Consider the following 25,132-nt stretch of genomic DNA (forward strand, 5'->3'; position numbering starts at 1 on the left):
TGAAGGTAAAAAACGGTTAGAGGAATGAAGGTGTTGCGCAGGATTGGCTTTATAGGTTTCGTCTTGCTGCTTATTGTCGCAGCAGTCACGATGTTTTCCTGGAATATCAGCAAGGAACGTGAGCGGGCCATTATAGATACTGATAGAAAGTTGAAAGATCAGGTGAGCCTGCGTGCCGAACACTTGCAGGAATCCCTGGATAGCCTTAAGCGCAATGTTATGTTTCTTGCCTCTGTGCCACCCATATCGGGCCTTGCTCGCTCAGAGAGAAATGACGGCTTCGATACACTAGGTAATAGCTCCAGTGAGGTATGGAAAGACCGTCTTCAGCAGATTTTCATCGGCTTTATCCAAAGCCACCCCTCGGTTATGCAGGCCAGGTATATCGGCCGGGCAAATAACGGCAAAGAACTCGTCAGGGTTGATTGGGTTGATGGCAAGGTGCAAGTCATCCCGGAAGCCCAGCTGCAGCCTAAAGCTAATCGAGATTACTTCACCGAAGCGATGATACTGGCTCCAGGCCAATTATACATCTCTGAGATTAACCTTAATCGAGAGTATGGGGAACTGGAGATTCCCTATCGCCCCACCTTACGCATTGCCACCCCCGTGTGGGATGAGGAGGAGGCTCCTTTCGGTCTGGTCATTCTGAATATTGATGCGAATGCGCTGCTTGATAACCTTAATGAAGGAATCGGTGCCGATGAGCCTTTGTATTTAACCAATCAACGAGGTGATTTTCTGCTTCACCCTAACAGTGATGTCAGTTTTGGTTTTGATAAAGGACAGGTCTGGCGTTGGCAGGACGAGTTTGAACAAGGTCAAGCGCCATCCGGTCATTTGCTTGTGCGAAAGGGCAATGAAGTATTCTATGTTGTTCAACACAACTTGGCATTAGACGATGTCGATCCCCGACGGTTTGTGACGCTGAGAATGCTTTATTCAGAAATGGCAGTAAATGAAATAGCCGCCGCGGCTACAGGCAAGCTGTTTGCCAGCATGCTACTGGGAATGGGGGCGATCGGTTGTTTAGTGTTGCTTTATTGGCTGAATGTGCGGCAAAGGCAGCAGTTGCAGGAACAGCAGGGACGTTTGGCAGCGATTGTTACCAATAGCCAGGATGCGGTGATAAGCGCGGATCTTGATGGTGTGATTACCGATTGGAATCTGGCTGCTGAACGTATTTTTGGTTACCGGCAGGATGAGGTGTTGAAACAAAACTACACCGATTTAATGGTGCCAGAAGACAAACGTGATGAGTCTGAACGTGCTTTGGAAATGATCCGTCAAGGCAAGATGGTGTTGCCCTACGATACGCTGCGAAAGCATAAGGATGGTAGCCTGATTGAGCTCTCTGTGTCTGTTACGCCGGTGTTGGATGACAACCAAATGGCCATTGGTGTGGCGGCTATTATGCGTGATATCGGCCGGCAAAAAGCGGTTGAGAGACAAATTCAACAGCTCAACCTGGAATTAGAGCAGCGGGTAGCAGAACAAACTGCCGAAATTTCAGAAATGCACCGCTTACAAAAAGCCATTCTTGCTCAGGCTGGGCATGCAGTGATCGCGTCTGATCTTGAGGGCACCATAGTGATGTTCAACCCTGCCGCCGAGAAAATGCTTGGCTATGCGGCTAAGGACATCATCGGTAAGCAAACGCCGGCGATTTTTCACTTAGAATGGGAGGTTGTTCAGCGGGCAGAGCAATTTAGTCAGGAGTTGCAGGAAGACATCCAACCTGGTTTTGATGTGTTTATCTGCAAGTCTCGACATGGATTGCCGAACGCTCATGAATGGACTTATGTTCGGGCAGATAAAAGTGAGCTCCCGGTGTTGTTATCTGTTACCAGTTTGTTGGATGAGAAAGGACAGATTACCGGCTATTTGGGCATGGCCTCAGATATCACTCAGCAAGTCAGGGCGCGCCGTGAATTAGAAAGTACCAAAGAACATTTGCTTAAAGCCGTCGAGGTAGGGGAGTTGGGGGTTTGGCAATGGGATGTTGCCAGCGACAAGCTGGAATGGAATGAGCAAATGTACCGCATCTACCAACTGCCAAGTAACCATGTTCTGACTTATAAAAGTTGGTTTGACACTCTGCACCCTGATGACCGTGACACTGCGGTCGAGACGCTGACGGAGGCACTGGCAGGCAATGGCACTTTTAATCCTGAGTTTCGTGTCGTCAGGCCAAATGGGGATATCCGTATCGTGCAGGCTTCGGCGGCCATGGAGTGGAATCAACACCATGAGGTTGTGCGTGTTGTAGGTATCAACAGAGATATCACGGTTCAGCGTACTTATGAAGAAACTCTGCAGGCGGCGAGACGCGAGGCCGATAGCGCGAATCGCGCTAAGTCGGTATTTTTGGCCAATATGAGCCATGAAATTCGCACCCCCATGAACGCCATTCTGGGGTTGTTGCAACTTTTGATTAAGAGCAGATTGGAGTCGAATCAACTGGATTATGTCAGAAAGGCTGAGTCTGCCGGCCGGCTGCTGTTAGGCATTCTAAATGACATTCTGGACTTTTCGAGAGTCGAAGCCGGCAAACTGGAACTGGATCCGCAACCATGTAATTTGGATGTGTTGATGATGGAGGTCGGTTCCATTGTCGCTGCCGACATAGGCAAAAAACAACTGGAGATTCTCTTTGATATTGATACTAACACGCCCAGGCTGGTTATAGCGGATAGCCTGCGACTGCAACAAATTTTGGTTAATTTAGCTGGCAACGCAATTAAGTTTACCGAGCAAGGCGAAGTAACGCTGTCGCTCAAGTTACTAAGTCGAGAGGGTGACAAATTACGCTTGGAATTCAGGGTCAAGGATAGCGGAATAGGTATTGCCGAGAGTCAGTTGCAGCACATTTTTGATGGATTCAGACAAGCTGAGAGTTCAACCGCCAGACGCTATGGCGGATCTGGACTGGGCTTAGCCATCAGTCAGAGATTGGTACGGCAAATGGGGGGGGAGCTCAGCGTAAGCAGTGAACTGAGTAAAGGCAGTGAGTTCTACTTCACATTGCCGTGTCAGTTGGCCGAAGAGCGAGATTGGCGCAGTTTGCCTAAAGACCTGAAGGTGCTGATTGTGGATGATAATGCTGGCGCCAGAGAAGTGCTGACTAGCATGGTTGAATCTTTCGGTTGGCAGGCAGAAACCTTGTCTCAGGGGGATTTGGCCATCAGCTACATGGCGAAAGGGGGCAATCGTCCACCTTGCGACCTGTTGCTTATGGACTGGGTGATGCCCGGTATGGATGGCTGGGAAACCTGTGAGTGTATCCGTGCTATGTACCCGTCAGACAAGCTGCCAATGATTATTATGGTCACGGCCCATGGTGATGAATTACTGCGGCAACATGATCTGCATCGCGGCGATATTATTAATGCGCATCTTTTAAAGCCTGTAACCCCTTCAATGTTGCTTGATGCTGTTGCAGATATTGTTGTTCAGAAACAACGTTTTACTTCGCCGGCTGCAGTTGGCCGAACGCGTTTAAAAGGACTGACCCTGTTATTGGCTGAAGACAATCCCACCAACCAACAGGTAGCCACAGAATTGTTGCAACTGGAAGGAGCGGAAGTAGTTGTTGCCCACAATGGGATTGAGGCCGTTGAGAAAGTGGCCGACCCGGCATTGGATTTTGATCTGGTGCTTATGGATATCCAAATGCCGGAAATGGATGGTTACGCGGCGACCCGAGAGATAAGACAAGTGCTGGGGAATGATAGCTTGCCCATCATCGCCATGACTGCCAATGCAATGGATACCGACAAGATTGCAGCCAGTGAGGCTGGCATGAATGACCATATAGGTAAACCTTTCGAATTAGATCACTTAGTAGCCTTGATTCTGAAGTGTCTGGGAAGGTCAGACGAAGAGATGGCTATGACTGCAGCTGTTGTTGAGGAGCATGAACTTGCTTTGGACTCTGCTGTTGCTATCAAACGGATGGGCGGGAATCAGGAGGTATATGGCAAAGCACTGGCAAGCTTCCTGAAGGATGAACCCCTGTTGGTCGCTAAACTGCCTATTGAACGCCCGGTACAAGATTGCTCGGTGGTTGCCGATGTTTTTCATACGATCAAAGGCATGACTGCCATGATCGGCGCGAATTGCGCTAGCAAGACAGCCAGTCAGCTAGAAGTGCTGCTGCGCAAAAACAGTGAAGGAGACTATCAGCAACTGTTGGAAAAGCTGCAACAGCAGCTGAAAAAGACAACCGAAGAAGTACAACAGTGGCTCGATGTGAATCGGATACCAGCTTCGGGTATGCCTGAGCTCGATGATGTTGAACTAGGTGAGGCACTGGTCAGGTTAGAGAGCTTGTTGGAAAGCTCAGATGTTGAAGCCTTGCAACAATTTGAACTGCTCGCGGGGCCTTTGCATGAAACCCTGCCCGAGCTGGCTTTGATTATTGAACAGGCCTTGGAAATAATGGACTATGAAAAGGCCTTGATAGGTTGTCGGCGGGCACTGCAGTTATTGCAAGTGCCCCAAAATGCAGGTCAGGAAGAAACGCAGCCTGAGTAATCAGGCTGCGTTTTTATCTTTACAGCACATACGTAGGACCAGGTAACCAGCCACCGCTGAAAGCAATGAACCGCCAAGTATGCCTACTCGCTCATCAAAGGCTAATTTCATTCCAGTTTCTTCAAAGGCTAATGAACCTATAAACAAACTCATGGTAAAACCTACACCGCAAAGTAATGCTGTTCCATATAACTGCATCATGCTGATATCTGAGGGGAGCTTGGTCAGTTTTAATTTGATTGCGACATAGCAGAAACCAAAAACGCCCACTTGCTTACCAACAAACAACCCGAGCAAAACCCCAAGGGTTACTGGATGTGCAATAGACTCCATACCCATATCTGAGAAATTGATGCCAGCATTGGCGAAGGCAAACAAAGGCAGGATGACATAGGCTACGGCAGGATGAAGGCTGTGCTCCAACTCCTGGACCGGAAGATATCCGGCTTTTTTCTTGTCATACATGGGAATGAAGAAGGCCAGTAGTACACCTGCCAACGTAGCGTGCACACCAGATTTAAGCATCGCAACCCAAAGCACAACACCAATCAATACATAAGATGCGATTTCTGTGACATTGCGTTTGTTCATCCACCACAGTACAAACAGACTAAGGCCAGCTACTATCAAAGGCCCGGTAGAAATATTGTTAGTGTAAAACAGCGCGATAATCAAAATGGCGCCGATGTCATCAATAATGGCCAAGGACACCAAAAATATTTTCAGGCTGGTGGGAATTCGGCTTCCCAGTAGTGCTAGCACACCCAAGGCAAAGGCGATATCTGTAGCAGCCGGAATCGCCCAGCCTGATAAGGCATGATCATCACCGATGGTGAAAAATACATAGATAGCCGCTGGAACAACCATGCCGCCCAGCGCACCAATAGCCGGAAGCATTATGTTGTCAGGTTTAGATAACTGGCCGGAACGTATTTCGCGTTTTAATTCCAAGCCAACCAGAAAGAAGAAGATCGCCATAAAACCGTCGTTGATCCATAGCAACAGCGGCTTGGCAATTTCCAGTTTGCCCACTTGCACGGCCACCGGAATATTCAGAAATGAGTCATACAGCGCAGCCAGTGGAGAGTTGGCTACGATAAGGGCGAGGGCGGCGGCAATCATCAGTAAGATGCCGCTCGCTGACTCCAGTTTGAAAAAGTCCTTCAATGCATTCATAGGGGCGTGACTCCATTATTCGTTATAAGGGGGCTGGTCTGCGTCCCGGTATTATTGTCAGCTATTCCTGAGGCCGCCGCCAGTAAAAGCGGTTCAAGTTTGCTGGTCAGTGCGCATATTTATGGCTTAACTGATTGATTTTCAAGTGGTCACCTGACGGCTTTACGACGGAATAACAATTCCTAAGGGTTCAATCACTGTAGACCTTGGTGGCGCTTTGGCTGAGGGGCAGTTTAATGTACAATCGCGCATCTGTTTTTCCAGCCTGCAGGCTAAGGCATAGAGACCTTACCCGGTTGGTTTGCTTTTTGTGAATTAATGAGGAGCTATGATGCCCAAAGTCGCCATTGTGATGGGGTCGCAGTCAGACTGGCCTACAATGCAGCAGGCCGCCCTGATGTTGAAAGAGCTAGGTGTGGATTTTACTGCCAGAGTTGTGTCTGCGCACCGCACACCTGATCTGTTGTGTGAGTTTGCCAATAGTGCGGCCGAGCAGGGCTTTGAGGTCATCATTGCCGGCGCTGGTGGTGCTGCGCATTTGCCTGGCATGATTGCGGCGCATACTCATTTACCCGTATTAGGCGTGCCAGTAAAGTCAAAAGCCTTGAGTGGTGTTGATTCGCTGTATTCTATAGTGCAGATGCCTAAAGGTGTTGCTGTGGGTACTTTGGCTATTGGAGAGGCCGGTGCGGCCAATGCCGGATTACTGGCAGCGCAAATACTGGCCATTAGTGATAAAGCGCTCACTGAACGCATTAAAGCATTTCGCAAGGCTCAGACGGACATGGTTTTAGCTAATCAAACCCTGGAGTTGCCTGAATGAAGGTATTGATCTTTGGTGCCGGTCAGTTAGCCAGGATGATGTACCTGGCAGGGGCACCGCTGGGAATTGAAGTATCAGCCGTTGATGTAGGGGCAAGGATTGTCGTTAATCCGGTCAGCAAGATGCCATTGTCCATAACCTTGGATGAAGCCATGCTTGATGCTGATGCGATCTCTGTGGAGTTTGAACATATTCCCGAAGATCTTCTGGAGCAAGCGCGAAAAACAGGCAAGTTATTGCCTGGAATGGAAGCTATCCTGACAGGGGCTGACCGGGTGCGGGAAAAGCGTTTGCTTGAGCGTTTGGCTATCCCTAACTGCGCTCACCGAATCGTTGATGATATAGCACAATTGGATGATGTCGTTGATGCGCTGGGTGAGAAGCTTATCTTAAAAGCCAGCCGCGATGGGTACGATGGTTATGGCCAGTGGCGTTTGGCCTCTCGCCAGGATTTACCTGCCCTGAAACAGGAATTGGCGGGACTGGATTTGCATACTGTTCCCCTTGTAGTTGAGCAGATGTCCCTGTTTGACCGAGAAGTGTCATTGGTTGGTATACGCAGTAAAGACGGCCAGGTTAAGTTTTATCCGCTGGCAGAAAATCTGCATCATCAGGGGCAGTTGCATGTGTCTATCGCTCCGGCTCCAGGGTGCAGTGCTGCATTGACAGCGCAAGCTGAGGATATTTTCACGCGTCTGGCTGACGGACTGGGTTATATCGGCGTCTTGGCTGTTGAGTTCTTCCAGGTTGGGGAGCAACTCTTGGTCAATGAAATTGCCCCGCGCGTGCACAACTCCGGGCATTGGAGCATGCAAGGCGCGGATACCTGTCAATTTGAGAATCACCTACGCGCTATTTGTGGTTTGCCATTAGGTGATACGCAGGCTTCCGGTACCAGTGCTATGGTCAATGTGATTGGCTATGAAAAACTCAATTTGGAACTGCTGAAGATTGGCGGTTGCCATTTGCATTGGTACGGCAAAAGCGTCCGAGCCAAACGCAAGATGGGGCATATTAATCTGGTTGGCGAAAACTATGCGAAGCTCGGCCGGATTATGTTGGATCTGGCAGATTATCTTCCTGACAGCCACTTTCCGCATTTGCGCGCAGAAGGTCAGAAATTGCAATCCATCTGATGAAGGGCCTTACGGCCCTTTGTTGTATCAGGATGGAGTCTTGTAAAAGTGTTTTTTGTCCCGATAATCTCAGGTAACACCATCTGGATGTCTAATTTTGGAAAGAATTGTGGAAAATATTATTCACGTTGATTTGAACAATTTTCAGCAAGTGATGTTGGAAGCCTCTCAGCAAAAACTGGTTATGGTTGATTTTTGGGCTGATTGGTGTGAACCATGCAAAAACCTGATGCCAATACTGGAAAAGTTGGCAGGCGAGTATGCCCAGCACTTAATTTTGGCCAAGGTCAACTGTGATGAGCAGCAACAAATTGCTATGCAATTCGGTGTACGTAGCCTACCTACCGTCATCCTTGTCAAAGATGGACAGCCTATAGACGGTTTTGCCGGGTTGCAGAGCGAGTCTGAGATTCGTGCCATGCTTGAAAAGCATTTGCCCAGTCCAGCTGACACCCTGCTGGAACAAGCGCGTTTGTTACTCGATGAAGGCGATGCGCAGCAAGCCTGCGGTTTGGCAAAACAAGCCCATGATTTGGATACACAACGTGCGGATATTAAGTTTGTATTGATCGAAGCTTATTTGCTGCTTGGCCGTATACAACAAGCTAAGGAATTGTTGGCTAGCATTGGCGTGGTTGATCAGGACGCGCAGTATCAAAGCCTGAAAGGGCGGATTGAACTTGCAGAGCAAGCCGCAGAAAGCCCTGAAATTAAAGCGCTGCAAGATGCCTTGGAGCAGCAGCCGGATAATCTGGAGTTGAAAGTAAAGCTGGCTGTGCAATATCAGCAAGCCAATCGGGTTGAAGAGGCACTGAGTTTATTGATGTCTGTGCTGCAGCAGGATTTGGCTTTCGGTGATGCCAGAAAAGTGTTGCTTGATTGCCTGAATGCCTTACCAAGTGGCGACCCATTAGCAAGTCAGTACCGCCGCAAGTTATATAGCCTGTTATACTAGCCTGGAGCGGGGATACCCGCCTTGCCTGAATATCTGTTGGTCGCATTTGGTTGACATGCGAATAGATTTTGGGCAGTTTTCATCCCCCATTTTCTCACCCGATGAATATTTGCCGGGTTGAATAAGTAGTTGGAACTATCTTGAGTCTGAAATCCGTGCTCAGAATATTCGCCTTGGCTTGTTTGTTAAATCTGTTCAACAGCGTCTCTGTATTGGCTTCAGATGGCCGGTTACATGATTACTTTCGTGAGCAATGGACGACGCTGGATGGTTTACCCCACAACACCATTAATAGCATTGCTCAAACAACGGATGGTTACTTGTGGTTTGGAACCTGGGAAGGGGTCAGCCGGTTTAACGGTAGAAGCTTCAAAACCTTTGGGCGAGGTGATCGTACTAAGCTACCCGATAATGGTGTGTATACCCTGGAACAGAATTGTGACGGTGGATTACTGGTGGCCAGTGCCCGGGGTGGGATAAGTATTCAGCATAATGGTGCCTGGCAGGCGCAGGAGATTGCACCGGCCCTGATTCGCAGCATGCTATGTGACAAACAAGGGAATCTCTGGTTTGGCACTGATGGTGCTGGGCTAATCCGCCAGGACAACGAAGGACATCGAACCTACTTTGCCGCCGAACAGGGACTCAATTCATTAAGCGTATTCAGCTTGCAAGAAGATGCGCAAGGCCGAATATGGGTGGGAACGGCTAACGGATTATTTTTGGTCGATGAGGAGCTGAATCTTTCCTTAACTCCCATTCCAGGCCTGCCATCAGGGCCAATTTTTGCTCTGACATTGGACAACCAGCAGCGGCTTTTGGTCGGTACAGAGGCCGGTGCTTATCGACAGGATCTCGACAAATTCACCCTTTTGCATGATCAACTGACTGATATCGCAATATCAAAATTGCTGGTGGATGAGGATGAGCTATGGCTTGGAACTATAGGCCATGGCGTTTACCGGCTGGGCCGATACGGTTTAGAACACCTTGGTCAACAAGATGGCCTGCCGAACGAGCGTATCACCGCCATGTTCAAGGACAGTGAAAACAGCCTTTGGCTAGGCACCAATGGTGGCCTGTTCCGTTTGCGCGACGCGGCCTTTCGAACCCTGACACAAGCGCAGGGGCTGACGGATAATTTTGTACGCACAGTATTGGTTGATACGCAGCAGCGGGTTTGGATTGGCACCAGCAAAGGCGTCAATCTTATGGACGAGTCGGGTATCAGAGTGCTGAGCGGTGAGCGGATAAGTCAGACCATACTGAGCCTGGCAGAAGCACCTGAGGGCGGCCTTTGGGTAGGCACTTTTACCCATGGCTTGGTTAAATGGCGAGATGGTCAGGAAGTAGAGTTTATCGATCGTGATGACGGGCTGCTCTCTAACGAGGTCCGAGCCATTCTACCAGCCAAAGATGGACGACTTTGGGTTGCCACCGCATCGGGAGTGAACATCTTTAAGGGTAAACAATTTAAGACTTTAAAGGTTGAGGATGGGTTGCCCAGTGATTTCGCCGTAGCCTTACTTGAAACCAGTCAGCATGGTATTTGGATTGGCACCGCGACGGGAGTTGCCCGTTGGCAAGATGGTAAGCTGTATCCTCTGGATATTAGTGGTTTGGATGGGGCGCAATTTGTTTTTGACCTTTATGAGCAGGCAGATAAGCAGGCTCTATGGATGGCAACCGACCGTGGCCTGATTCGCTATCGATACCGGGATGGCCATTTAGCCATACTAGGTCGAGACATTGGAATGCCTTTTGATAAGTATTTTCAAGTGAGTGAAGATTTACTCGGGAATCTGTGGCTGAGCAGTAATCGAGGGGTTCTCAGACTGCGTTTTGCACAAGTGGCAGGCATTCTGGACGGGCAAGGTGGACAGGTGGAGTACAGCTTGTTTGGCGAATCTGACGGTATGGTCAGTGCACAGGCCAATGGTGGTTCAAATCCCGCGATGAGTCTGAATGCACAAGGTCATGTCTGGGTTGCTACCTCCAAGGGCGCGTCTGTGGTTAAGCCCGAGCGCCTCAGGCAATTTGGTGATTACAACATGCCGGTTGTTATAGAACGTGTGCAGGTTGATGGCAAAGACTACATCCCGTCTGAGCGACTCATTCTGCCTGAAGGCGTGAGCCGTATAGAATTTCAATTTGCCGGTTTAGGTTATGTGGTGCCTCAGCGCATTCGGTATCGCACCCGCCTGGATGGCTTTGATCAGGCCTGGGTGTCAAGAGGTACACACAATAGTGCCGAATATACCAGTCTGGCACCGGGTGAGTATCGCTTTCACGTGATGGCTAGCTATCCAAATGGCGAGTGGGTGGGCACAGATGCGCAAATTACCTTCTATATTCCTCCCCGATTATGGCAGCGGACGGGCTTTTGGCTGGCCTTATCCGTCGTATTTGTTTTATTGCTGATAGTGGCCGTTAAATGGCGGCTACTGGCATTGCAGCGTGCTTCGCAACGTCTGCAATACAAAGTGGAAGAACAGACATTGGCATTGCGGCAGCAGACCTTTTCTCTTCAGCAAGCGAACAGGGATAAATCACAGTTGCTGGAACAGATCCGTCAGCAAGCTGAAGCGTTTGAACAACAAGCCAGACAGGACAGTCTTACGGGGTTGGCAAATCGTCGCGCATTTGATGAAGCCTTACAGCGCGAATTTTCGCGCGCGAATCGCCAAACTGCACCCTTCTGCTTGTTGTTACTGGATCTAGACCATTTTAAGCAGATTAACGACAACTGGTCGCACGCCGCTGGTGATACGGTATTGCAACTGGTAGCCAATACGTTACGTCATCATAGTCGTGAAGTCGATTTGGTTGCCCGTTGGGGGGGCGAAGAATTTGCTGTGCTACTGCCCAATACGGATAGAGAGGCTGGTGTTAAGTTGGCGGAAAGATTGAGGTTAGCTGTTATGCATATAAATTGCAGTGAAATAGCGGCGGGGCTGACCCTCAGTGCCAGTCTGGGGCTGGCTGAATACCGCCATGGGCAAGACACTGAACAATTGTTGCAAGCAGCGGATACGGCACTTTACCAAGCTAAGCAAAGCGGCCGAAATATGACTCGCGTAGCGCCATAGCCTTACTTTATCGAATTGTGATTGTCTCGTGATACTTTTGCGATAATTTCCGCTGATGCTTATTCCTCAACCATATGAAGAGGAAAAGCAATGAAAACCAAACTTTCTGTTCTTACCACAGTGTTGCTGGTTTCAACCACCAGTCACGCTGCCGATCTTGAAATACAAGTTCAGAATCTGACTCAGGGAATTTATTTCACCCCGCTCCTGATTAGTGCACACACTGACGAGATGATGCTGTTCCGGGCTGGCGAGCAAGCCAGCGCCGAACTGCAAGCTATGGCTGAAGGCGGCAATATTGAGCTTTTAGCTAATCAGATGGGTAATGGTGGCGCGAATAATTTGGAAAATCCTGCGGGGGGATTACTTGGTCCTGGCATGATGGCCAGTGGCATGCTCTCCAATGATGAAGGCAACACCAGTTTGTCGCTGGTCGGCATGTTGTTACCTACGAATGATGGCTTTGTTGGCCTGGATAGTTGGCCGATTCCATCTGAACCTGGTACCTACCACATTTACCTGAATGGCTATGATGCCGGTACTGAAGCGAATGATGAGGTACGTGGTAGTGGTATGCCAGGAGAAGCCGGGTTTCCTGTGCCGCCACCTTTGGATGCGATGATTGGTCAGGGCGGTCTGGGTGTAACCACTGAAGAGGCCAACCAAACCGTACATATACATCGCGGCAATCTCGGTGACAGTGATGACACCAGCGGAGAAAGCGATATTAACAGCAGCATACAGCGTTGGTTGAATCCGGTGGCCAAGATCACCGTGATTGTTAACTAAGGAGAGTGTGATGAAGCTGACTTATTCAACTATACGATTAGTGCTGGGTTTGGCGTCATTAGGTGGGCTCAGTGCCTGCGGCAGTGACAATGATCCCGAGGTGAGTAATCCGCCCCCCACGCCTCCTCCTATCGAGATGAAAACCTTTGAAGTGACACTCAGTAATCTGACCCATGAACAGCCTTTGTCTCCTGCCGCCTTGCTGCTTAGAAATGAGGGCGCACTGTGGGAAGTTGGCCAAATGGCCTCAGTGGAACTTGAGCAGATAGCAGAAGGTGGCGATAACGCCGGGTTGCTGGCACTTGCCGGTAATAAAGTCACAGCATCAGCTGATGCCCCGCTAATGCCCGGCATGAGCCAGACCTTTAGCCTCCAGCTTGAGGCGGCGGAGTCCGCAAATCTGACGTTGGTAACCATGTTGGTGAATACCAATGATGCCTTTGCCGGTCTAACTGGACTGAATCTGGATGCGATGCAGCTAAGCGAAAGCTGGAGCATGACATCTGGTGCATATGATGCGGGCACAGAGGCTAACTCTGAATTAGCCGGTACTATTCCTGGTCCAGCTGATGGAGGTGTTGGCTTTGATGCTATGCGGGATGACATGGACTTTGTTGCTATGCACCCTGGTGTGGTTAGCCAGGATGATGGTAAAGCCGATTCAGTGTTAACTCAGGCGCATCGCTTTGATAACCCTGTTATCAGGATACACATTACCCGGGTGGAGTGACATCACTATGACTGACAAGGTGCTGCTTGTTGAAGATGATCTGGATATTGCTGAGCTTGTTAGAGTCAATCTTCAGGAAATCGGCATACAAATAAAGCACATTAATCTGGGCCGCCAGGCGGTGGCAGAAGCCTTGTCAGATGAATATAGGTTGCTGCTGCTGGATTTGATGTTACCCGATATTAACGGCCTGGATATTTGTCGTCAGGTGCGACAAGCCAGGCCCGCTCAGGCCATTCTGATGCTAACTGCAAAAGATACTGAGATGGACAGAGTGGTTGGCTTGGAGCTAGGGGCTGATGACTATATGACTAAGCCATTCAGTGTCCGGGAGTTGCAGGCCAGGGTGCGTGCCCAGTTACGAAGGGCTTCATTGCTTAGCCAGCAACAACCGATGGACGCAACTACTAAGTTGCATTTGGGGCGGCTTTGCATCGATCAAGCACAGCATGTGGCCAGTTTGGGTCAACAGACCTTAGAACTTACCGCAACGGAATTTGAGCTGCTTTATTATCTGGCCCGCCATCCCAACCAAGTGTTTAGCCGCAGCCAGTTGCTTGAGTCTGTGTGGGGGTACCATCATAGCGGTTATGAGCACACGGTGAATTCCCACATAAATCGGCTGCGCAATAAAGTGGAGCAAAATCCAAATCAACCGCAAATTATTCAAACCGTATGGGGAGTCGGGTACAAGTTAAGTCCGCAGGGAGTTCGGGCATGAATTTGTCCCTTTACCAACGCTTGGCTTTATCTCTGGTATTGGTATTTATGCTGATGTTAGGCGTGTTTTATTGGTGGAGTAGTGAGCTACACGCGCGCACCCGGCTGGAAGCTGAGCAGCGTTTACACCTGGATTTGGCTGCGCATCTGGTACACGACAATCCACTTTTGGCTGAAGGTGTTTATGATTACCAGGGGCTGGAAAACTTATTTCACACGCTGATGCTGCTGGGTCCCAGTTTTGAATTCTACTATCTGGATCCAAACGGCAAGATTCTTACTTACTCCGCCGATGCCGAGAAAATTCGTCGCACGACAGTCAGCCTGGCACCTATCATGCAATTACTAGAGCATCCTGATACAGCACCGGTACTGGGTGACGACCCCAGGAATCCTCTTGGGCAGAAAATATTCTCGGTGGCACCGGTTAACAAAGACGGTAAGTTGCAAGGATATCTGTATATGATCATTGGCGGCGAGGCCTATGATTCAGTGCTCGCTAAGGTGTGGGAAAGTACCGCCTTACAGCAACTTGCCTTATGGGTGGGAACCACCCTGCTATTTTTGTTGGTCGTGCTTCTGGGGTTGTTTCGCTTTTTCACCCGGCCGTTGCAGAAACTCACTGCTACCATGCAGGCTTTTCGCGCCAGTGCCGAGGTGCAGAAATTAGAGCAATGTACTGGCCGTAACCACAATGAGGTACAGCAACTGGGTTGCGCGTTTCAGGAAATGACAGCACAAATTAATACCCAGTTTGAAAAAATGCGGCAACTGGACGAACAGCGACGGGTATTGCTGGCCGATTTATCCCATGATCTGCGAACACCTTTGGCCAATCTACAAGGCTATATCGAGACGCTGGCTTTAAACGAACAAAGCCTGAGTGAGTCTGAGCGCAGGCGCTTTGTTGAGGTTTCACTTAAGAATGCTCGTAATCTCAAGCGCCTTATTGACCAAATTTTTGAACTAGCTTATTTGGAGGGGGGGCAGATCACCCTAAGCCAGGAAGCTTTTCCGCTCGGTGAGCTGCTGTATGACGTGGTCGCAAAGTTCGCTCTGAGTGCGGGAAAAAAAGGCGTTGAACTGCATATCTTCCCTGAGCATTGTGGTTGCCAGGTATTTGCAGATATTGCCAAACTGGAACGGGTGTTGACCAACTTACTGGAGAACGCGCTGCGCCATACTCCTTGCGGAGGGCGTATTAATATTCGCTTAGTTTTACGGGATGGCAAAGTTCGCGTAGAAGTGCAGGATACCGGTGTGGGTATTGGTCAGAACGAACTCGCCTACATCTTTGATGCCAGGTATCGTGCTAGCAACAGCCGTGAAGATCGCACCTTGCATACAGGGTTGGGGCTTGCTATCAGTAAAAAACTGATGGCGCTGCTGGACTCTGAACTTAAAGTACAAAGTGAGTTGGGTAAGGGAACCTGCTTCAGCTTTGAATTGAAACAGGCTTCTTATTGATCGACCTCAGCCTTTCAGGCGAGCTGCAAATTTCTGCCTGAATTTGGCGAGTTTTGGAGCTACCACCATATTGCAGTATTGATTCTGCGGATTGTTGCGGAAATAGTCTTGGTGATAGTCTTCTGCCTGATGATAATTACTCAGCGCGGTGACCTCAGTAACAATAGGGTCTGGCCAGATATCTTGTTCTGCCAACTCTTTTATCAGAGATTCTGCCACAGCTTTCTGTTCATCATTATGATAAAAAATCGCACTGCGATACTGGGTGCCAACGTCATTGCCTTGGCGGTTCAGTTGCGTTGGATCGTGTAAAGCAAAGAAAATTTCCAGAATATCCCGATAACTGAGCTGGTCGGCATCATAGTTTATGCGCACCACTTCGGCGTGCCCTGTATCACCCTCGCAAACCGCTTTATAAGTCGGGTTTTGCATATGACCGCCAGCGTAGCCGGAGTATGCCGACTCAATGCCCTGCAAGGCATTAAATGCCGATTCAATACACCAGAAACAACCACCGGCTAATGTAGCCTGATGAATAGTTTTTGCCATTTTTACCTCTTGCGTGAAAAGCCCGCATCAGTGCAAGCTCAATTAACGTTCGCGTCGTAGATCAGACCGGAATTATCATCATAATATCTCAACCAAAGTGCGCTTTAGAAGTCAGCTCGTTATTCTGCTGAAGCTTTGTTGCCAACCACTGATAATCCGCGGCCTGCTGAGGGCACGAATATTTACGTTTACGGCAAAGACATTTTGTTACTTGGCTGTTAACATCGGCCATCCGGAACACAACTACAACGATAAACTCCAGGAGTCCACGACGTTATGAAGCGTGAAGAATTCAGTTCCAGCCTGGGATTCGTCCTGGCTGCCGCAGGGTCGGCAGTAGGCATAGGCAATTTGGTCGCATTCCCTGTTATGGCAAGTAAGAACGGCGGTGCCGCTTTCTTGATTATGTACGCCATCTTCGTATTTTTTATTTGTTTACCCGTGATGCTTGCCGAGATGAGTCTGGGCCGTCATACCCGGCAGAACCCACTAGGTGCCTACACAGAGATAGGTCAGAATCGTGCCTGGCGCACGGTTGGCTGGATGTCGGTTATCACGCCCTTTATGATTGGTGTGTTTTATTTGGTCATCACTGTATGGATATTCGGCTATCTGGCCAAATCAGTGCTGGGACAACTGAAGGTTCTGGCCGCTCCAGAGAGTTTTGGCGTTTTTATTAACAGCGATGAGCTGTTTATTTATATGGCGGTGGTCATTGGCCTGACGTTCCTTATTCTGCAAGGGGGCGTGAAAAAGGGCATAGAAAAGGCCGCTAAGGTGTTGATGCCTTTGCTGTTCCTGATGCTGATAGCCTTGGTTATTTATGTGATGACGCTGGAAAACGCGGTGTTGGGAGTGAAGTTCTTCCTTATCCCTGAGTTCGATAAGTTAACAGGCAAAGTATTAAATGGTGCATTGGCACAGGCCTTCTTTTCCTTATCACTGGCCATGGGCATTCTGATCACTTACGGTTCTTACATCCAAAAAGAAAACAACATTGTACAGGCCGGTAAAATGGTAGCCGGCTTGTCGCTACTGGTAGCGGCTTGCTCAGGCTTATTGATTTTACCAGCGGTATTCTCATTCAACCCTGACGTGCAGCTCAGCACTTTGTCTGAGTCGAGCATTAGTATGATCTTCACCTTCCTGCCGAAGATTTTCCTGGCGCTGCAATCCGACATTGGTTATTTCGGTGCGTCCTTTATCGCCAGCTTTTTCTTTCTGTTGGTATTCTTTGCCGCCCTCACTTCGTTGGTCTCCATTATTGAAGTGCCGGTTGCCAGCCTGATGGATGGCAAAGGTGTCAGCCGTCGTAAGGCGCTGTTCTTCCTTGGCGGTGGCATGGTCTTGCTTGCGATCATCTGTGCCTTGTCATTTGGCCGGGTTGAGCTGTTCTCCAACCTGACTTCTTATGGTTTGAATGCCGCGGGTGAGCCGTTGACTAAGTCGTTCTTCGATGTGGTGTACGATATTTTCTATGAAACTATCTTGCCACTTAACGGCCTGTTGCTGTGTTTATTTGTTATCTACAAATGGCGTAAGCAGAACTTTGATGCGGAAATCAGCCAAGGTAACGGTACCTTTGCAGGGTCCTTGCTGCAGAAGTATGTCAACTTCTCGCTGGGGACTTTTATTCCTGTGATCTTGGCAGTTATCTTCGTAAACACTGTCTCAACGGTATTCTTTGGCAAGAACCTGTTGTTCTGACAGAGACTTCCTTGAAAAATAAAGGCAGCCAAGGCTGCCTTTATTTTTTCAGTTGAGCTCTATAGGCATATCGAAAGGGCTTGGATATTGCAGCCTGACTCCTAATTTTTTCAAACTAGCTTCCGCATTGATCCATCGTCCTTCGTCCAGGGTAATCTCCTGACTGAATTGGGGAGGAGGCAGGCCGGCTTTCACCGCGGCCCAATTATAGAAATCTGCTCTGCTCGGGTGCCCAGTAGCGCTAAGATGAAAAAGCTGCTGCCACTGCTCCTGTTGAATGATGGCCGCAATCACTGTGATGACATCCTGCAGATGCACCAGGTTGACCTTCTGCTCGCCCTTATCCAGCGCTCTGCCGCTGAGTTGTTTGACTGGATGTCGCTCGGGGCCGATCAAGCCTGCCAGACGTAACACACTGCCTTGGCCACTTTCTAATACCTGTTGCTCTAATATGACATGAGCTTGGGCTGATGCAGTCTGGGGTAGTGGCAGTTGAGTTTCGGTTATTTCACCTGCGACTTCACCATAAACGGATGTACTGCTGACAAAGAGAATTTTACTTTGCTGTTCTGTAGCTTGCTGAATCAGGGCTGTCATATCGCTGACAAAAGTCAGTTCATCAAACTGCCTGCGTCCCGGCGGGAGATTCAGTACTAATACTTGTGGTGGATTAGCAGACCAAGGTAAAGGTTCACCAAGTGTGAATCTGTGGGCGCTGATGCGTTGCTCTGACAACAGTTTAAGTTTACTGTCACTGCGGGATGTACCTAACACTGTATACCCACTGTTTATGAGTTGTTGTGCCAGGGGAAAGCCCAGCCAGCCACAGCCGCAAATGCCAATTGTTTTAAACATACAAAAAAAGCGGCTTTCGCCGCTTCGGGAGAATGAAAGGTAAGCGCAGCTTACATGGATTGGCTGGACGCAGAAACCTTGATCATATCTAAGTTAGCCAATGCAGGAATCTCATCGTTAATTTCACTTTCCAGACGGTCAAGTGCTCTTAAATCTACGCACAGCACTTCCGCTTTAGCCTCGATATCATCAGCTTTCGCTTCCATGTCGGCTTCTAGTTGCGCCCCAAAGCTTTCCATACGTGCTTCAAACGCCTTCATATCACCACCACTGAATAGCATCTCTTTACCTAAAGCGATCATCAAGCTTCCCATTGAGCGCTGAACCAGGCTTTCTATGCGTTGCTCAAATTCTTTTTCGAAGTCTTCGCCTAGAAATTCGCCGTCTTCAAATCGTGCAGAGTCAAAACGGATACTGCCGTCTTGCGCGTAGAATTCAGTGGTTAATTTACCCCTTAGGTTTTCAATCTCTGCTGACAAGTCAGCAACCAGATCATTGTCTTCACCCAATAATTCGTTGAAAGCGCGATTAATTCCTTCGTTGGCCAGAGAAACAGCATCCAGCGCCAGGTTGGCAACCTTAGGTGCCAGGGTTTCGACCTTTTGATGATAACTATTCAATAGGTACAGTTGATCAGCATCTAAGTTCATTGCGTTGCCATTCAGGCGAGCGCTATGGCCGTCCAGCAAAAGGCTGCGATTATCATCTAACTTTAAGGTGAGATTGCTGTGGTTCAGCGTCATATGTCCTTTAATGTTCATATTGCAATCCTGGGCCATGACAGCAGAACTGCACAGTATGGTTGTGGCGGCGATAAGTGCTTTCATATTCGTATCCTCAATGAGCCAGTGCTTTGTATGATTACAGCAACCCTTATGCCAAAGATTAAATCTCTTTAAAAACAGGTGGATAGGCTTTATTTTTAATGCGGGGAAGGGTGAGGTATGGTTAACTTTGTTAAGTGTTAGTGAATTACGCCATAAATTAGGCAACAAACAATTCGCTTGAAGTTGCAAAAAATTTGATCCAAGCCACTGATCTCTAGGCGGCTTTTGGTGCATAATAACCTCAGCTTGAACGATATTGGGGTGAATTATGAGCAACTGGACCGAAGCCGTATTATTTGGCTTGGCACTGATGGCCTTTGTTTTGGGCTTTAGCAGCATCATTATGGCAATGATCCACAAGCCTGTGTTAGTGGATGATGTAATGAAAGAAAAGGTTGAGTATGGCTTTTTCGGTGTGACTGGCTTGGTACTGTGCATCTTGTTTAGTTACGCTATTTAATATTTTAGTTTTGGTGGCACGCACAGCCGCGCTGTTGCTGTTTACCAGAACAAAGAGATGAAAAAGGGGAAAGAGAAATCTTTCCCCTTTTTTATGGGCAAGGCATTTTTTAACGATAGCAATGACAGAGCGACGTTGTTGGTTTTACTGACGATATAGTGGGCTCACAGCTCAATAAAACCCATATCTTGTTCAGCAACTGGAGGGACTTGCCATTAGGCTTTTTCTCTTCTAGCTTCTAAACAATAGACTCCTCCGTTACCGGGGATGTTAGCATGGCTGACTCAGTAGCTGCCCACAGGGTATCGTATTGCATCCTTTGTTTCTTAGCTGCGCCTGCCGTTTCAATTGCTCAAACCCAAGAAAGTGTCGCCGCTAGTCTATGGAAGATGAGCTTAGCCGAACTGATGCAGATTAGGGTGGTGGAAACCGGTTCTTTAACCGAAACCAGCCGTGCAAAAATCCCCGCTGCAGTAACCCGAATACATCAAGCCGAAATCCAGGAATTGGGCGCACGTTCTTTGCTTGAGCTACTTGAAATGACGGTACCTGGGCTTCAGGTAATTCGGCACTTTTTCGATGTGCCGCATATCGGTTTGCGCGGAATCACCAGTGACCGTGAAGACAAAGTTATGATCCGTGTCAATGGTAGAGTGATGAATGAACGCACTGCTCGTGGAGCGATAACTGAGAGGGACTTTCCCTTGATGAAAGATATCGAGCATATTGACGTGATTCGAGGTGCGGGCTCTTCCATGTACGGCTTGGGTGCCGTTGCCACCGTCATTGATATTACGACTTTTGATGCTTTCACGAGCAACAAGAATAGTGTGAGTATTCGAGGCGGCGCTGGGATGGCATTTTATGCAGTGGATGCCAACTTTAGTAAGCTGTTTGAAAATGATATCGGTGTGTATTTCAATGCTGAATTGGCGGATGTTAGAGGCGCTGACGACGATGATTCGCCGCTTATTCATGGTATTGACGCGATTAGCAAGGCCACGGGTGAGACAATCCAAAGAGGAGAAGCCTTTCCCACCATATCTAGGGATGGTGAAGCCTTCGAAGGCAAGACCTTTGTTAAGGCTCATCTGGGTATAGATTACAAAGATACTAAGGCTTGGTTGAGATATACCAGAGGTGGCAGGGATTCTGCCACAGTATTCTTCTGGCAGGCGTTGCCACCGGTTGGTGGATCAGAGCCTGAAGAGCAGTTATCGAAGGTGGGGTATGAGCAAGTTACGGCAACGTTGCAGCAAACCCATACGCTTTGGGATGGATTCAGTGTTGACTGGATGTTCAGTTTTGATCAGACGGATGTGGTTAAAATTGAACCAAATCCTAGTGCTAACATTGCTGATTATGGCGAAGATGAGTGGTTCTCCAGACTTGTTGCAAACTGGCGGGCATCCGAAAATTCAGATCTGGCAGTGGGGCTAGAGTTTGCATACGAGGAATTCGGTTTACGCCGCCAAGACAAGGCTGCTTGGTACACCAAAACCGGTTCGGTAATCGGCGAATGGCAATGGCGCCCCCATCCGTTTTGGACGCTTTTTTTAGGTGGGCGCATAGACACGCATACCTATACCGATGTGATGTATTCTCCGCGCGTGTCCATGGTTTATTCCAATGACGATATCAATGTTTTCAAGTTTCTGATGACTAAGTCGCAACGGATGAAAACTTCTGCTCAGTTGCGAGACGAAGAGCTGCAAGGTAGTTCCGGTTCCAGGCCAGAGGTACTTAAAAGTATCGAGGCTCGTTATGAACGAACAACAGATGAAGCCTCTTTGGGCTTAAGTGCCTATTATATTGATCTGGACTCTTTGGGATGGGATCAGGCTAATAGTCGCACTACGCTGTTGGGAACGCAAACTCAGTGGGGGCTGGAAGCAGAGTGGAGCATCCAAACTGGTTCGCATCGGCTAAACATTTCGCAAGCTTATACTAAGCTGATTGACTTCAAGTTATTGCAACCAAATACACTGACTTTTGTAACGGCAAAACCCTACGGTTTCGGCGATGATTTGGCCGACTGGGGCACTCATACCTCTAAAATCTGGTACACCTATTTTCTCAATGAGCAGGTCAGTTTCATTTCCACCTTAAGAGCGATTTGGGGCTTCGATGGCTCAAGGGATTTTCGAGATTTCAGAGTGGCCACGCATAGAGACAGATTTGTGTCTCCTGACTGGGAGAAGGGTTATCAGGAACAGGTATTTCTGAACTTTGGTATGCGTTACAAATTAAAAGATAGATTTACCCTGGCCGTAGATCTGCACAATGTGCTTGGTGTTTTTGATAAAGATCTTAACAAGCGTTCTTATCGAGATTCCTATGGCGGCTACCGCTCAGAAGCTGTTGCCGTTTCTCTTGGTTTGAATATTGATTTTTAATCTTGTGTTTGACTGGATTTTTCATCCTAGGTGAATAGACACCATATGCATCATGTACTGTTGCGGCTTAGCACTTTTGCACAGTAGATTATTAATAATTCGTAGCAGCAAAGCTTGCATGGGTAGGTGAGGACAGCCTCATACCTACCCAACTTCTGATGTGTAGCTAATCATGCTTAGCCAGTCTTTTAAGCTTTATTGTGGTAGGTATCCACACCCAGCATTTTATACAGCAAGCAAACACCGGTAGACGAGCTTACCCACAATACTACCCCTAGTGCGGCTAATATCAGGCTGGTGGTATTAGAGTACAAACCCTCTACAGCAAGAGCCAACAGGATACAGGACAGAATTGAACGAACGGCTGTATCCAGAATGCCAACATTGTCTTTATCTTTCATCGTTTTTCTCCGCCGATTTGATGGCATCATTATCTGGTTTGAACAAAAATTGAACTTTGACACCAGTCAAATTCCTGAACGCAATAAATTGTTCCAGATCAAATTTGTCTTGTGATGGTGACAGGGCATATAGTGAGGCTTCAGCAGGGAGAATGCGGATGGATGTAACGATAAGCGCAGTGTTTCTCAACGCGCTGGTGCTGGAAGACGATGGTATTACCCAGGAATTGTTGGGACATGTTCTGCGTGACATGAACTTCGCTGATATCAGTTTTTTTGGCGACGGGCGCCCGGCTCTTGAACATCTTAAGGATATCGGCAGTGGCTATTATGATTTGGTTATTTGCGACTGGCATATGCGAGAGATGAATGGTCTGGGTTTTTTGCAAGCTTTTCGGAAACTTGAACCGCAAACTCCCTTCCTTATGCTGACTGGTGACGCTACCCGGGAAAATGTCGTCGAGGCTTCCAAAGCTGGCGTTACTGAATTTATTGCTAAACCTTTCTCCAGGAAAGAATTACAGGAAAAGCTAGCCAGGGTGTTGCGTGAAAAATTGCAACGAGATTACCGGCAAGACATTATTGATTAAAAAGTGGGTTGTATGGATTTTGATCAGATAATCGATCGGCGTGAAAGCTGCTCGTTTAAGTGGAATAAATACGCTGGCAAGGACATCTTGCCTGTATGGGTTGCTGACAGTGAATTTAAATGTGCGCAGCCTATTTTAGATGCCCTGCACCAGCGGGTAGAGCATGGCTTACTTGGCTACACCCTGCCAGCTCAGTATGAACCAGCAAAAGTAGCTATTAAGGATTGGATGGCACGCCGACATGATTGGCAGATTGAAACCGACTGGATCGTCTGGACGCCAGGTGTGGTACCTGCCTTTAACGTAGCTTGTAAAGCCTACTGTGAAGAGGGTGACAAAGTATTAGTGCAAGTCCCCAATTACCCACCATTATTAGCCGCCCCGGGTCTGAATAAGTTACAAAGAGTAGATATTCCTACCTTGGAGAATGCTGGCCGCTGGGAATTGGATTTTGAAACTCTGGAACGCGAAGCGGCCGATCCTAAAGCCAAGCTACTGATTTTATGTAACCCCATGAACCCGGTTGGCGCAGTATTCAGTGAAGCTGAACTGCAACGAATTGCCGAAATCTGTGAACGCCACAATCTAATGTTGTGTTCAGATGAGATTCATTGTGATTTGGTATTGGATGAACAGGCGCGACATATTCCAGCCAGCAAGCTAGAGAGTTTACAAGACAATTCAGTAACGCTGATGGCTGCCAGTAAGACCTTTAATGTGGCAGGCTTAGGTGCGTCTTTTGCCATCATCCCGGATGCCCGTGTGCGCCAGCAGTTTGTGCAAGCTGCCATGGGGATTGTGCCTTGGGTCAATGTGTTGGGGCTCTATGCTACCGAAGCGGCCTTTAGTCAATGTGATGACTGGTACGAAGCGCAGCTAAGTTATTTGCGGGGTAATCGTGATTACCTGATGCAAGAGATTAATAAGATCCCTGGCCTTAAAATGCTCACCCCGCAAGCGACCTTCCTGGCCTGGGTCGATGCCAGTGGTTTGGGAGTCGAGAATCCGCAAAGCTGGTGTGAAGAGCGAGGGGTAGGCCCTTCACCAGGGGCTGACTTTGGTGATAAGCAGTTCTTCAGGATCAACTTTGGTTGTCCGCGTAGCCAGTTGGAGCAAGTGGTCCACCGTTTGAAAGCCTAGCCAGGCTCGTACGAAGGGCAGTTTGCTTATGTATTCTGTCTTTTCGCCGATAAAGACAACAGACTTAGAAGAGGATTGAAAATGAAAGCCATTGCCGGTCTGACCCTGATGCTGTTGTCTTTGTCTGCACAGGCCGAAGAGCTAAAAGCGGTGCAGTTGTATTCTCAGGATGAACTGATTGGCATGATTCGGCAGAACACCCATCTTGATAGAGTGGTGCTGGATAAATGTCAGTTGGTACAGGATATTGAGGCACGTGCTGACACCCTGTTAGTGCCAGCCTATCAGTTCCTGTGGGGCGATATGTTAGCCTGGGGTGTATGTGTAAAAGCCGATCCTGAGCGTGGCGTAAACTTTATGAAGCAGGCCGCGCAGCAAGGCTTACCTGAAGCATTGGAGCAATTAGGTCGTTACTACGCTTTAGGTAAGTTAGTTCAGCAAGATAAGCAAAAGGCCGTGGTGTTTTTGCGTGAGGCCGCGGGCCTTGGCAATCTCCAAGCACAAATACGTTTGGCTGAGTTGTTTATCGAAGGCTATGGCAGCCCCTATGATTACGAGGATGCCTACCACTGGCTGTATAATGCCATCACCAGTGATAAACCCACTCACCAGAAAATTGCACACTGTTTGTCTGAGCTGGAAAAACTGATGCATCCCAAGGCCGTACGTGCCGCTAAACGCGAGTTAGACAGTTAGTTTCAGGTTTATTTGGCTTCCTTAATCATAAGGTCTGAACGGACCGCCTGAAATTCCTTACTACTATCAAAGCGCGAGTTCGCTATACTA

General features: G+C 48.4%; 20 protein-coding genes. 15 read left to right on the plus strand and 5 right to left on the minus strand.

All coding sequences use genetic code 11. The annotated features are described in order from the left end of the window. Window positions 1–30: 30 nt before the first annotated feature. Complete coding sequence (locus KJY73_RS21090; RefSeq protein WP_214345605.1) at window positions 31–4,536, plus strand: PAS domain S-box protein; 4,506 nt, start codon at window positions 31–33, stop codon at window positions 4,534–4,536. Here the strand turns inward: KJY73_RS21090 and nhaA are convergent, their stop codons facing one another. Further along, window positions 4,537–5,712, minus strand: coding sequence for a Na+/H+ antiporter NhaA (gene nhaA, locus KJY73_RS21095; RefSeq protein ID WP_214345606.1), 1,176 nt, complete (start codon window positions 5,710–5,712; stop codon window positions 4,537–4,539). Window positions 5,713–6,043: 331 nt separating this feature from the next. On the opposite strand from nhaA, the gene purE reads away from it, so the two are divergent. The 8 genes from purE to KJY73_RS21135 all read left to right on the plus strand — a co-directional run bounded on the left by purE (window position 6,044) and on the right by KJY73_RS21135 (window position 15,421). Next, window positions 6,044–6,535 carry a 5-(carboxyamino)imidazole ribonucleotide mutase gene (gene purE, locus KJY73_RS21100; protein WP_214345631.1) on the plus strand — a complete coding sequence of 164 codons (492 nt, stop codon included), beginning with the start codon at window positions 6,044–6,046 and terminating at the stop codon, window positions 6,533–6,535. Then, entirely contained in the window at window positions 6,532–7,671 is a 1,140-nt protein-coding gene (locus KJY73_RS21105; protein WP_214345607.1) for a 5-(carboxyamino)imidazole ribonucleotide synthase, read from the plus strand. The genes purE and KJY73_RS21105 overlap by 4 nt, the downstream gene beginning before the upstream one ends. Before the next feature lie 109 nt (window positions 7,672–7,780). After that, complete coding sequence (trxA, locus tag KJY73_RS21110) at window positions 7,781–8,626, plus strand: thioredoxin (protein ID WP_214345608.1); 846 nt, start codon at window positions 7,781–7,783, stop codon at window positions 8,624–8,626. Window positions 8,627–8,766: 140 nt separating this feature from the next. Then, window positions 8,767–11,715, plus strand: a complete 2,949-nt coding sequence (locus KJY73_RS21115) for a ligand-binding sensor domain-containing diguanylate cyclase (protein WP_214345609.1) — start codon at window positions 8,767–8,769, stop codon at window positions 11,713–11,715. A 90-nt stretch (window positions 11,716–11,805) separates the two neighbouring features. Beyond that, window positions 11,806–12,504 (plus strand): spondin domain-containing protein, encoded by a 699-nt coding sequence (locus KJY73_RS21120; RefSeq protein ID WP_214345610.1) that lies wholly within the window; start codon window positions 11,806–11,808, stop codon window positions 12,502–12,504. Between the two features lie 10 nt (window positions 12,505–12,514). Beyond that, on the plus strand, window positions 12,515–13,234 hold the full coding sequence (locus tag KJY73_RS21125) for a spondin domain-containing protein (RefSeq protein ID WP_214345611.1): 720 nt from the start codon (window positions 12,515–12,517) through the stop codon (window positions 13,232–13,234). Between the two features lie 7 nt (window positions 13,235–13,241). Continuing rightward, complete coding sequence (locus KJY73_RS21130) at window positions 13,242–13,955, plus strand: response regulator transcription factor (protein WP_214345612.1); 714 nt, start codon at window positions 13,242–13,244, stop codon at window positions 13,953–13,955. Then, complete coding sequence (locus KJY73_RS21135) at window positions 13,952–15,421, plus strand: sensor histidine kinase (protein ID WP_214345613.1); 1,470 nt, start codon at window positions 13,952–13,954, stop codon at window positions 15,419–15,421. The genes KJY73_RS21130 and KJY73_RS21135 overlap by 4 nt, the downstream gene beginning before the upstream one ends. Window positions 15,422–15,427: 6 nt before the next feature. Here KJY73_RS21135 and msrA read toward each other — a convergent pair whose 3' ends face one another. Beyond that, a complete protein-coding gene (gene msrA / locus KJY73_RS21140; protein ID WP_214345614.1) occupies window positions 15,428–15,970 on the minus strand; it encodes a peptide-methionine (S)-S-oxide reductase MsrA in 543 nt (180 codons plus the stop codon). Window positions 15,971–16,246: 276 nt separating this feature from the next. Between msrA and KJY73_RS21145 the strand changes: the two genes are divergently transcribed. Next, window positions 16,247–17,677: a sodium-dependent transporter gene (locus KJY73_RS21145; protein ID WP_214345615.1), complete on the plus strand. Its 1,431-nt coding sequence runs from the start codon at window positions 16,247–16,249 to the stop codon at window positions 17,675–17,677. Between the two features lie 48 nt (window positions 17,678–17,725). On the opposite strand, the gene KJY73_RS21150 is transcribed toward KJY73_RS21145, so the two are convergent. Both KJY73_RS21150 and KJY73_RS21155 read right to left on the minus strand, forming a co-directional pair. Further along, window positions 17,726–18,532, minus strand: a complete 807-nt coding sequence (locus tag KJY73_RS21150) for an SDR family oxidoreductase (RefSeq protein WP_214345616.1) — start codon at window positions 18,530–18,532, stop codon at window positions 17,726–17,728. A 50-nt stretch (window positions 18,533–18,582) separates the two neighbouring features. Further along, a complete protein-coding gene (locus KJY73_RS21155; RefSeq protein WP_214345617.1) occupies window positions 18,583–19,359 on the minus strand; it encodes a DUF2884 family protein in 777 nt (258 codons plus the stop codon). A gap of 268 nt (window positions 19,360–19,627) precedes the next feature. Here KJY73_RS21155 and KJY73_RS21160 point away from each other — a divergent pair, with 268 nt between their 5' ends. Continuing rightward, entirely contained in the window at window positions 19,628–19,819 is a 192-nt protein-coding gene (locus KJY73_RS21160) for a hypothetical protein (protein ID WP_206595848.1), read from the plus strand. A gap of 275 nt (window positions 19,820–20,094) precedes the next feature. Further along, the gene (locus KJY73_RS21165; RefSeq protein WP_214345618.1) at window positions 20,095–22,215 is read left to right on the plus strand and encodes a TonB-dependent receptor plug domain-containing protein; all 2,121 of its coding nucleotides are present in this window, start codon (window positions 20,095–20,097) and stop codon (window positions 22,213–22,215) included. A gap of 188 nt (window positions 22,216–22,403) precedes the next feature. Here the strand turns inward: KJY73_RS21165 and KJY73_RS21170 are convergent, their stop codons facing one another. Then, the gene (locus KJY73_RS21170; RefSeq protein WP_214345619.1) at window positions 22,404–22,616 is read right to left on the minus strand and encodes a YgaP family membrane protein; all 213 of its coding nucleotides are present in this window, start codon (window positions 22,614–22,616) and stop codon (window positions 22,404–22,406) included. Window positions 22,617–22,774: 158 nt separating this feature from the next. On the opposite strand from KJY73_RS21170, the gene KJY73_RS21175 reads away from it, so the two are divergent. From KJY73_RS21175 to KJY73_RS21185, 3 genes are all read left to right on the plus strand, one after another. Further along, entirely contained in the window at window positions 22,775–23,206 is a 432-nt protein-coding gene (locus tag KJY73_RS21175; RefSeq protein ID WP_214345620.1) for a response regulator, read from the plus strand. Window positions 23,207–23,218: 12 nt separating this feature from the next. Next, the gene (locus KJY73_RS21180; protein WP_214345621.1) at window positions 23,219–24,346 is read left to right on the plus strand and encodes a MalY/PatB family protein; all 1,128 of its coding nucleotides are present in this window, start codon (window positions 23,219–23,221) and stop codon (window positions 24,344–24,346) included. A gap of 81 nt (window positions 24,347–24,427) precedes the next feature. Further along, the gene (locus KJY73_RS21185) at window positions 24,428–25,042 is read left to right on the plus strand and encodes a tetratricopeptide repeat protein (RefSeq protein WP_232848808.1); all 615 of its coding nucleotides are present in this window, start codon (window positions 24,428–24,430) and stop codon (window positions 25,040–25,042) included. Window positions 25,043–25,132: the final 90 nt, after the last annotated feature.

Origin of the sequence: Bowmanella yangjiangensis (assembly GCF_018531185.1) — a bacterium.
Taxonomy (GTDB): Bacteria; Pseudomonadota; Gammaproteobacteria; order Enterobacterales; family Alteromonadaceae; genus Bowmanella; species Bowmanella yangjiangensis.

What these genes read in the sequence shown, in the direction of transcription:
- nhaA (WP_214345606.1), bottom strand. Translation starts at nt 5,712, where the DNA reads ATGAATGCATTGAAGGACTTTTTCAAACTGGAGTCAGCGAGCGGCATC.
- purE (WP_214345631.1), top strand. Translation starts at nt 6,044, where the DNA reads ATGCCCAAAGTCGCCATTGTGATGGGGTCGCAGTCAGACTGGCCTACA.
- KJY73_RS21105 (WP_214345607.1), top strand. Translation starts at nt 6,532, where the DNA reads ATGAAGGTATTGATCTTTGGTGCCGGTCAGTTAGCCAGGATGATGTAC.
- KJY73_RS21120 (WP_214345610.1), top strand. Translation starts at nt 11,806, where the DNA reads ATGAAAACCAAACTTTCTGTTCTTACCACAGTGTTGCTGGTTTCAACC.
- KJY73_RS21125 (WP_214345611.1), top strand. Translation starts at nt 12,515, where the DNA reads ATGAAGCTGACTTATTCAACTATACGATTAGTGCTGGGTTTGGCGTCA.
- KJY73_RS21130 (WP_214345612.1), top strand. Translation starts at nt 13,242, where the DNA reads ATGACTGACAAGGTGCTGCTTGTTGAAGATGATCTGGATATTGCTGAG.
- KJY73_RS21135 (WP_214345613.1), top strand. Translation starts at nt 13,952, where the DNA reads ATGAATTTGTCCCTTTACCAACGCTTGGCTTTATCTCTGGTATTGGTA.
- msrA (WP_214345614.1), bottom strand. Translation starts at nt 15,970, where the DNA reads ATGGCAAAAACTATTCATCAGGCTACATTAGCCGGTGGTTGTTTCTGG.
- KJY73_RS21145 (WP_214345615.1), top strand. Translation starts at nt 16,247, where the DNA reads ATGAAGCGTGAAGAATTCAGTTCCAGCCTGGGATTCGTCCTGGCTGCC.
- KJY73_RS21150 (WP_214345616.1), bottom strand. Translation starts at nt 18,532, where the DNA reads ATGTTTAAAACAATTGGCATTTGCGGCTGTGGCTGGCTGGGCTTTCCC.
- KJY73_RS21155 (WP_214345617.1), bottom strand. Translation starts at nt 19,359, where the DNA reads ATGAAAGCACTTATCGCCGCCACAACCATACTGTGCAGTTCTGCTGTC.
- KJY73_RS21160 (WP_206595848.1), top strand. Translation starts at nt 19,628, where the DNA reads ATGAGCAACTGGACCGAAGCCGTATTATTTGGCTTGGCACTGATGGCC.
- KJY73_RS21165 (WP_214345618.1), top strand. Translation starts at nt 20,095, where the DNA reads ATGGCTGACTCAGTAGCTGCCCACAGGGTATCGTATTGCATCCTTTGT.
- KJY73_RS21170 (WP_214345619.1), bottom strand. Translation starts at nt 22,616, where the DNA reads ATGAAAGATAAAGACAATGTTGGCATTCTGGATACAGCCGTTCGTTCA.
- KJY73_RS21175 (WP_214345620.1), top strand. Translation starts at nt 22,775, where the DNA reads ATGGATGTAACGATAAGCGCAGTGTTTCTCAACGCGCTGGTGCTGGAA.
- KJY73_RS21180 (WP_214345621.1), top strand. Translation starts at nt 23,219, where the DNA reads ATGGATTTTGATCAGATAATCGATCGGCGTGAAAGCTGCTCGTTTAAG.
- KJY73_RS21185 (WP_232848808.1), top strand. Translation starts at nt 24,428, where the DNA reads ATGAAAGCCATTGCCGGTCTGACCCTGATGCTGTTGTCTTTGTCTGCA.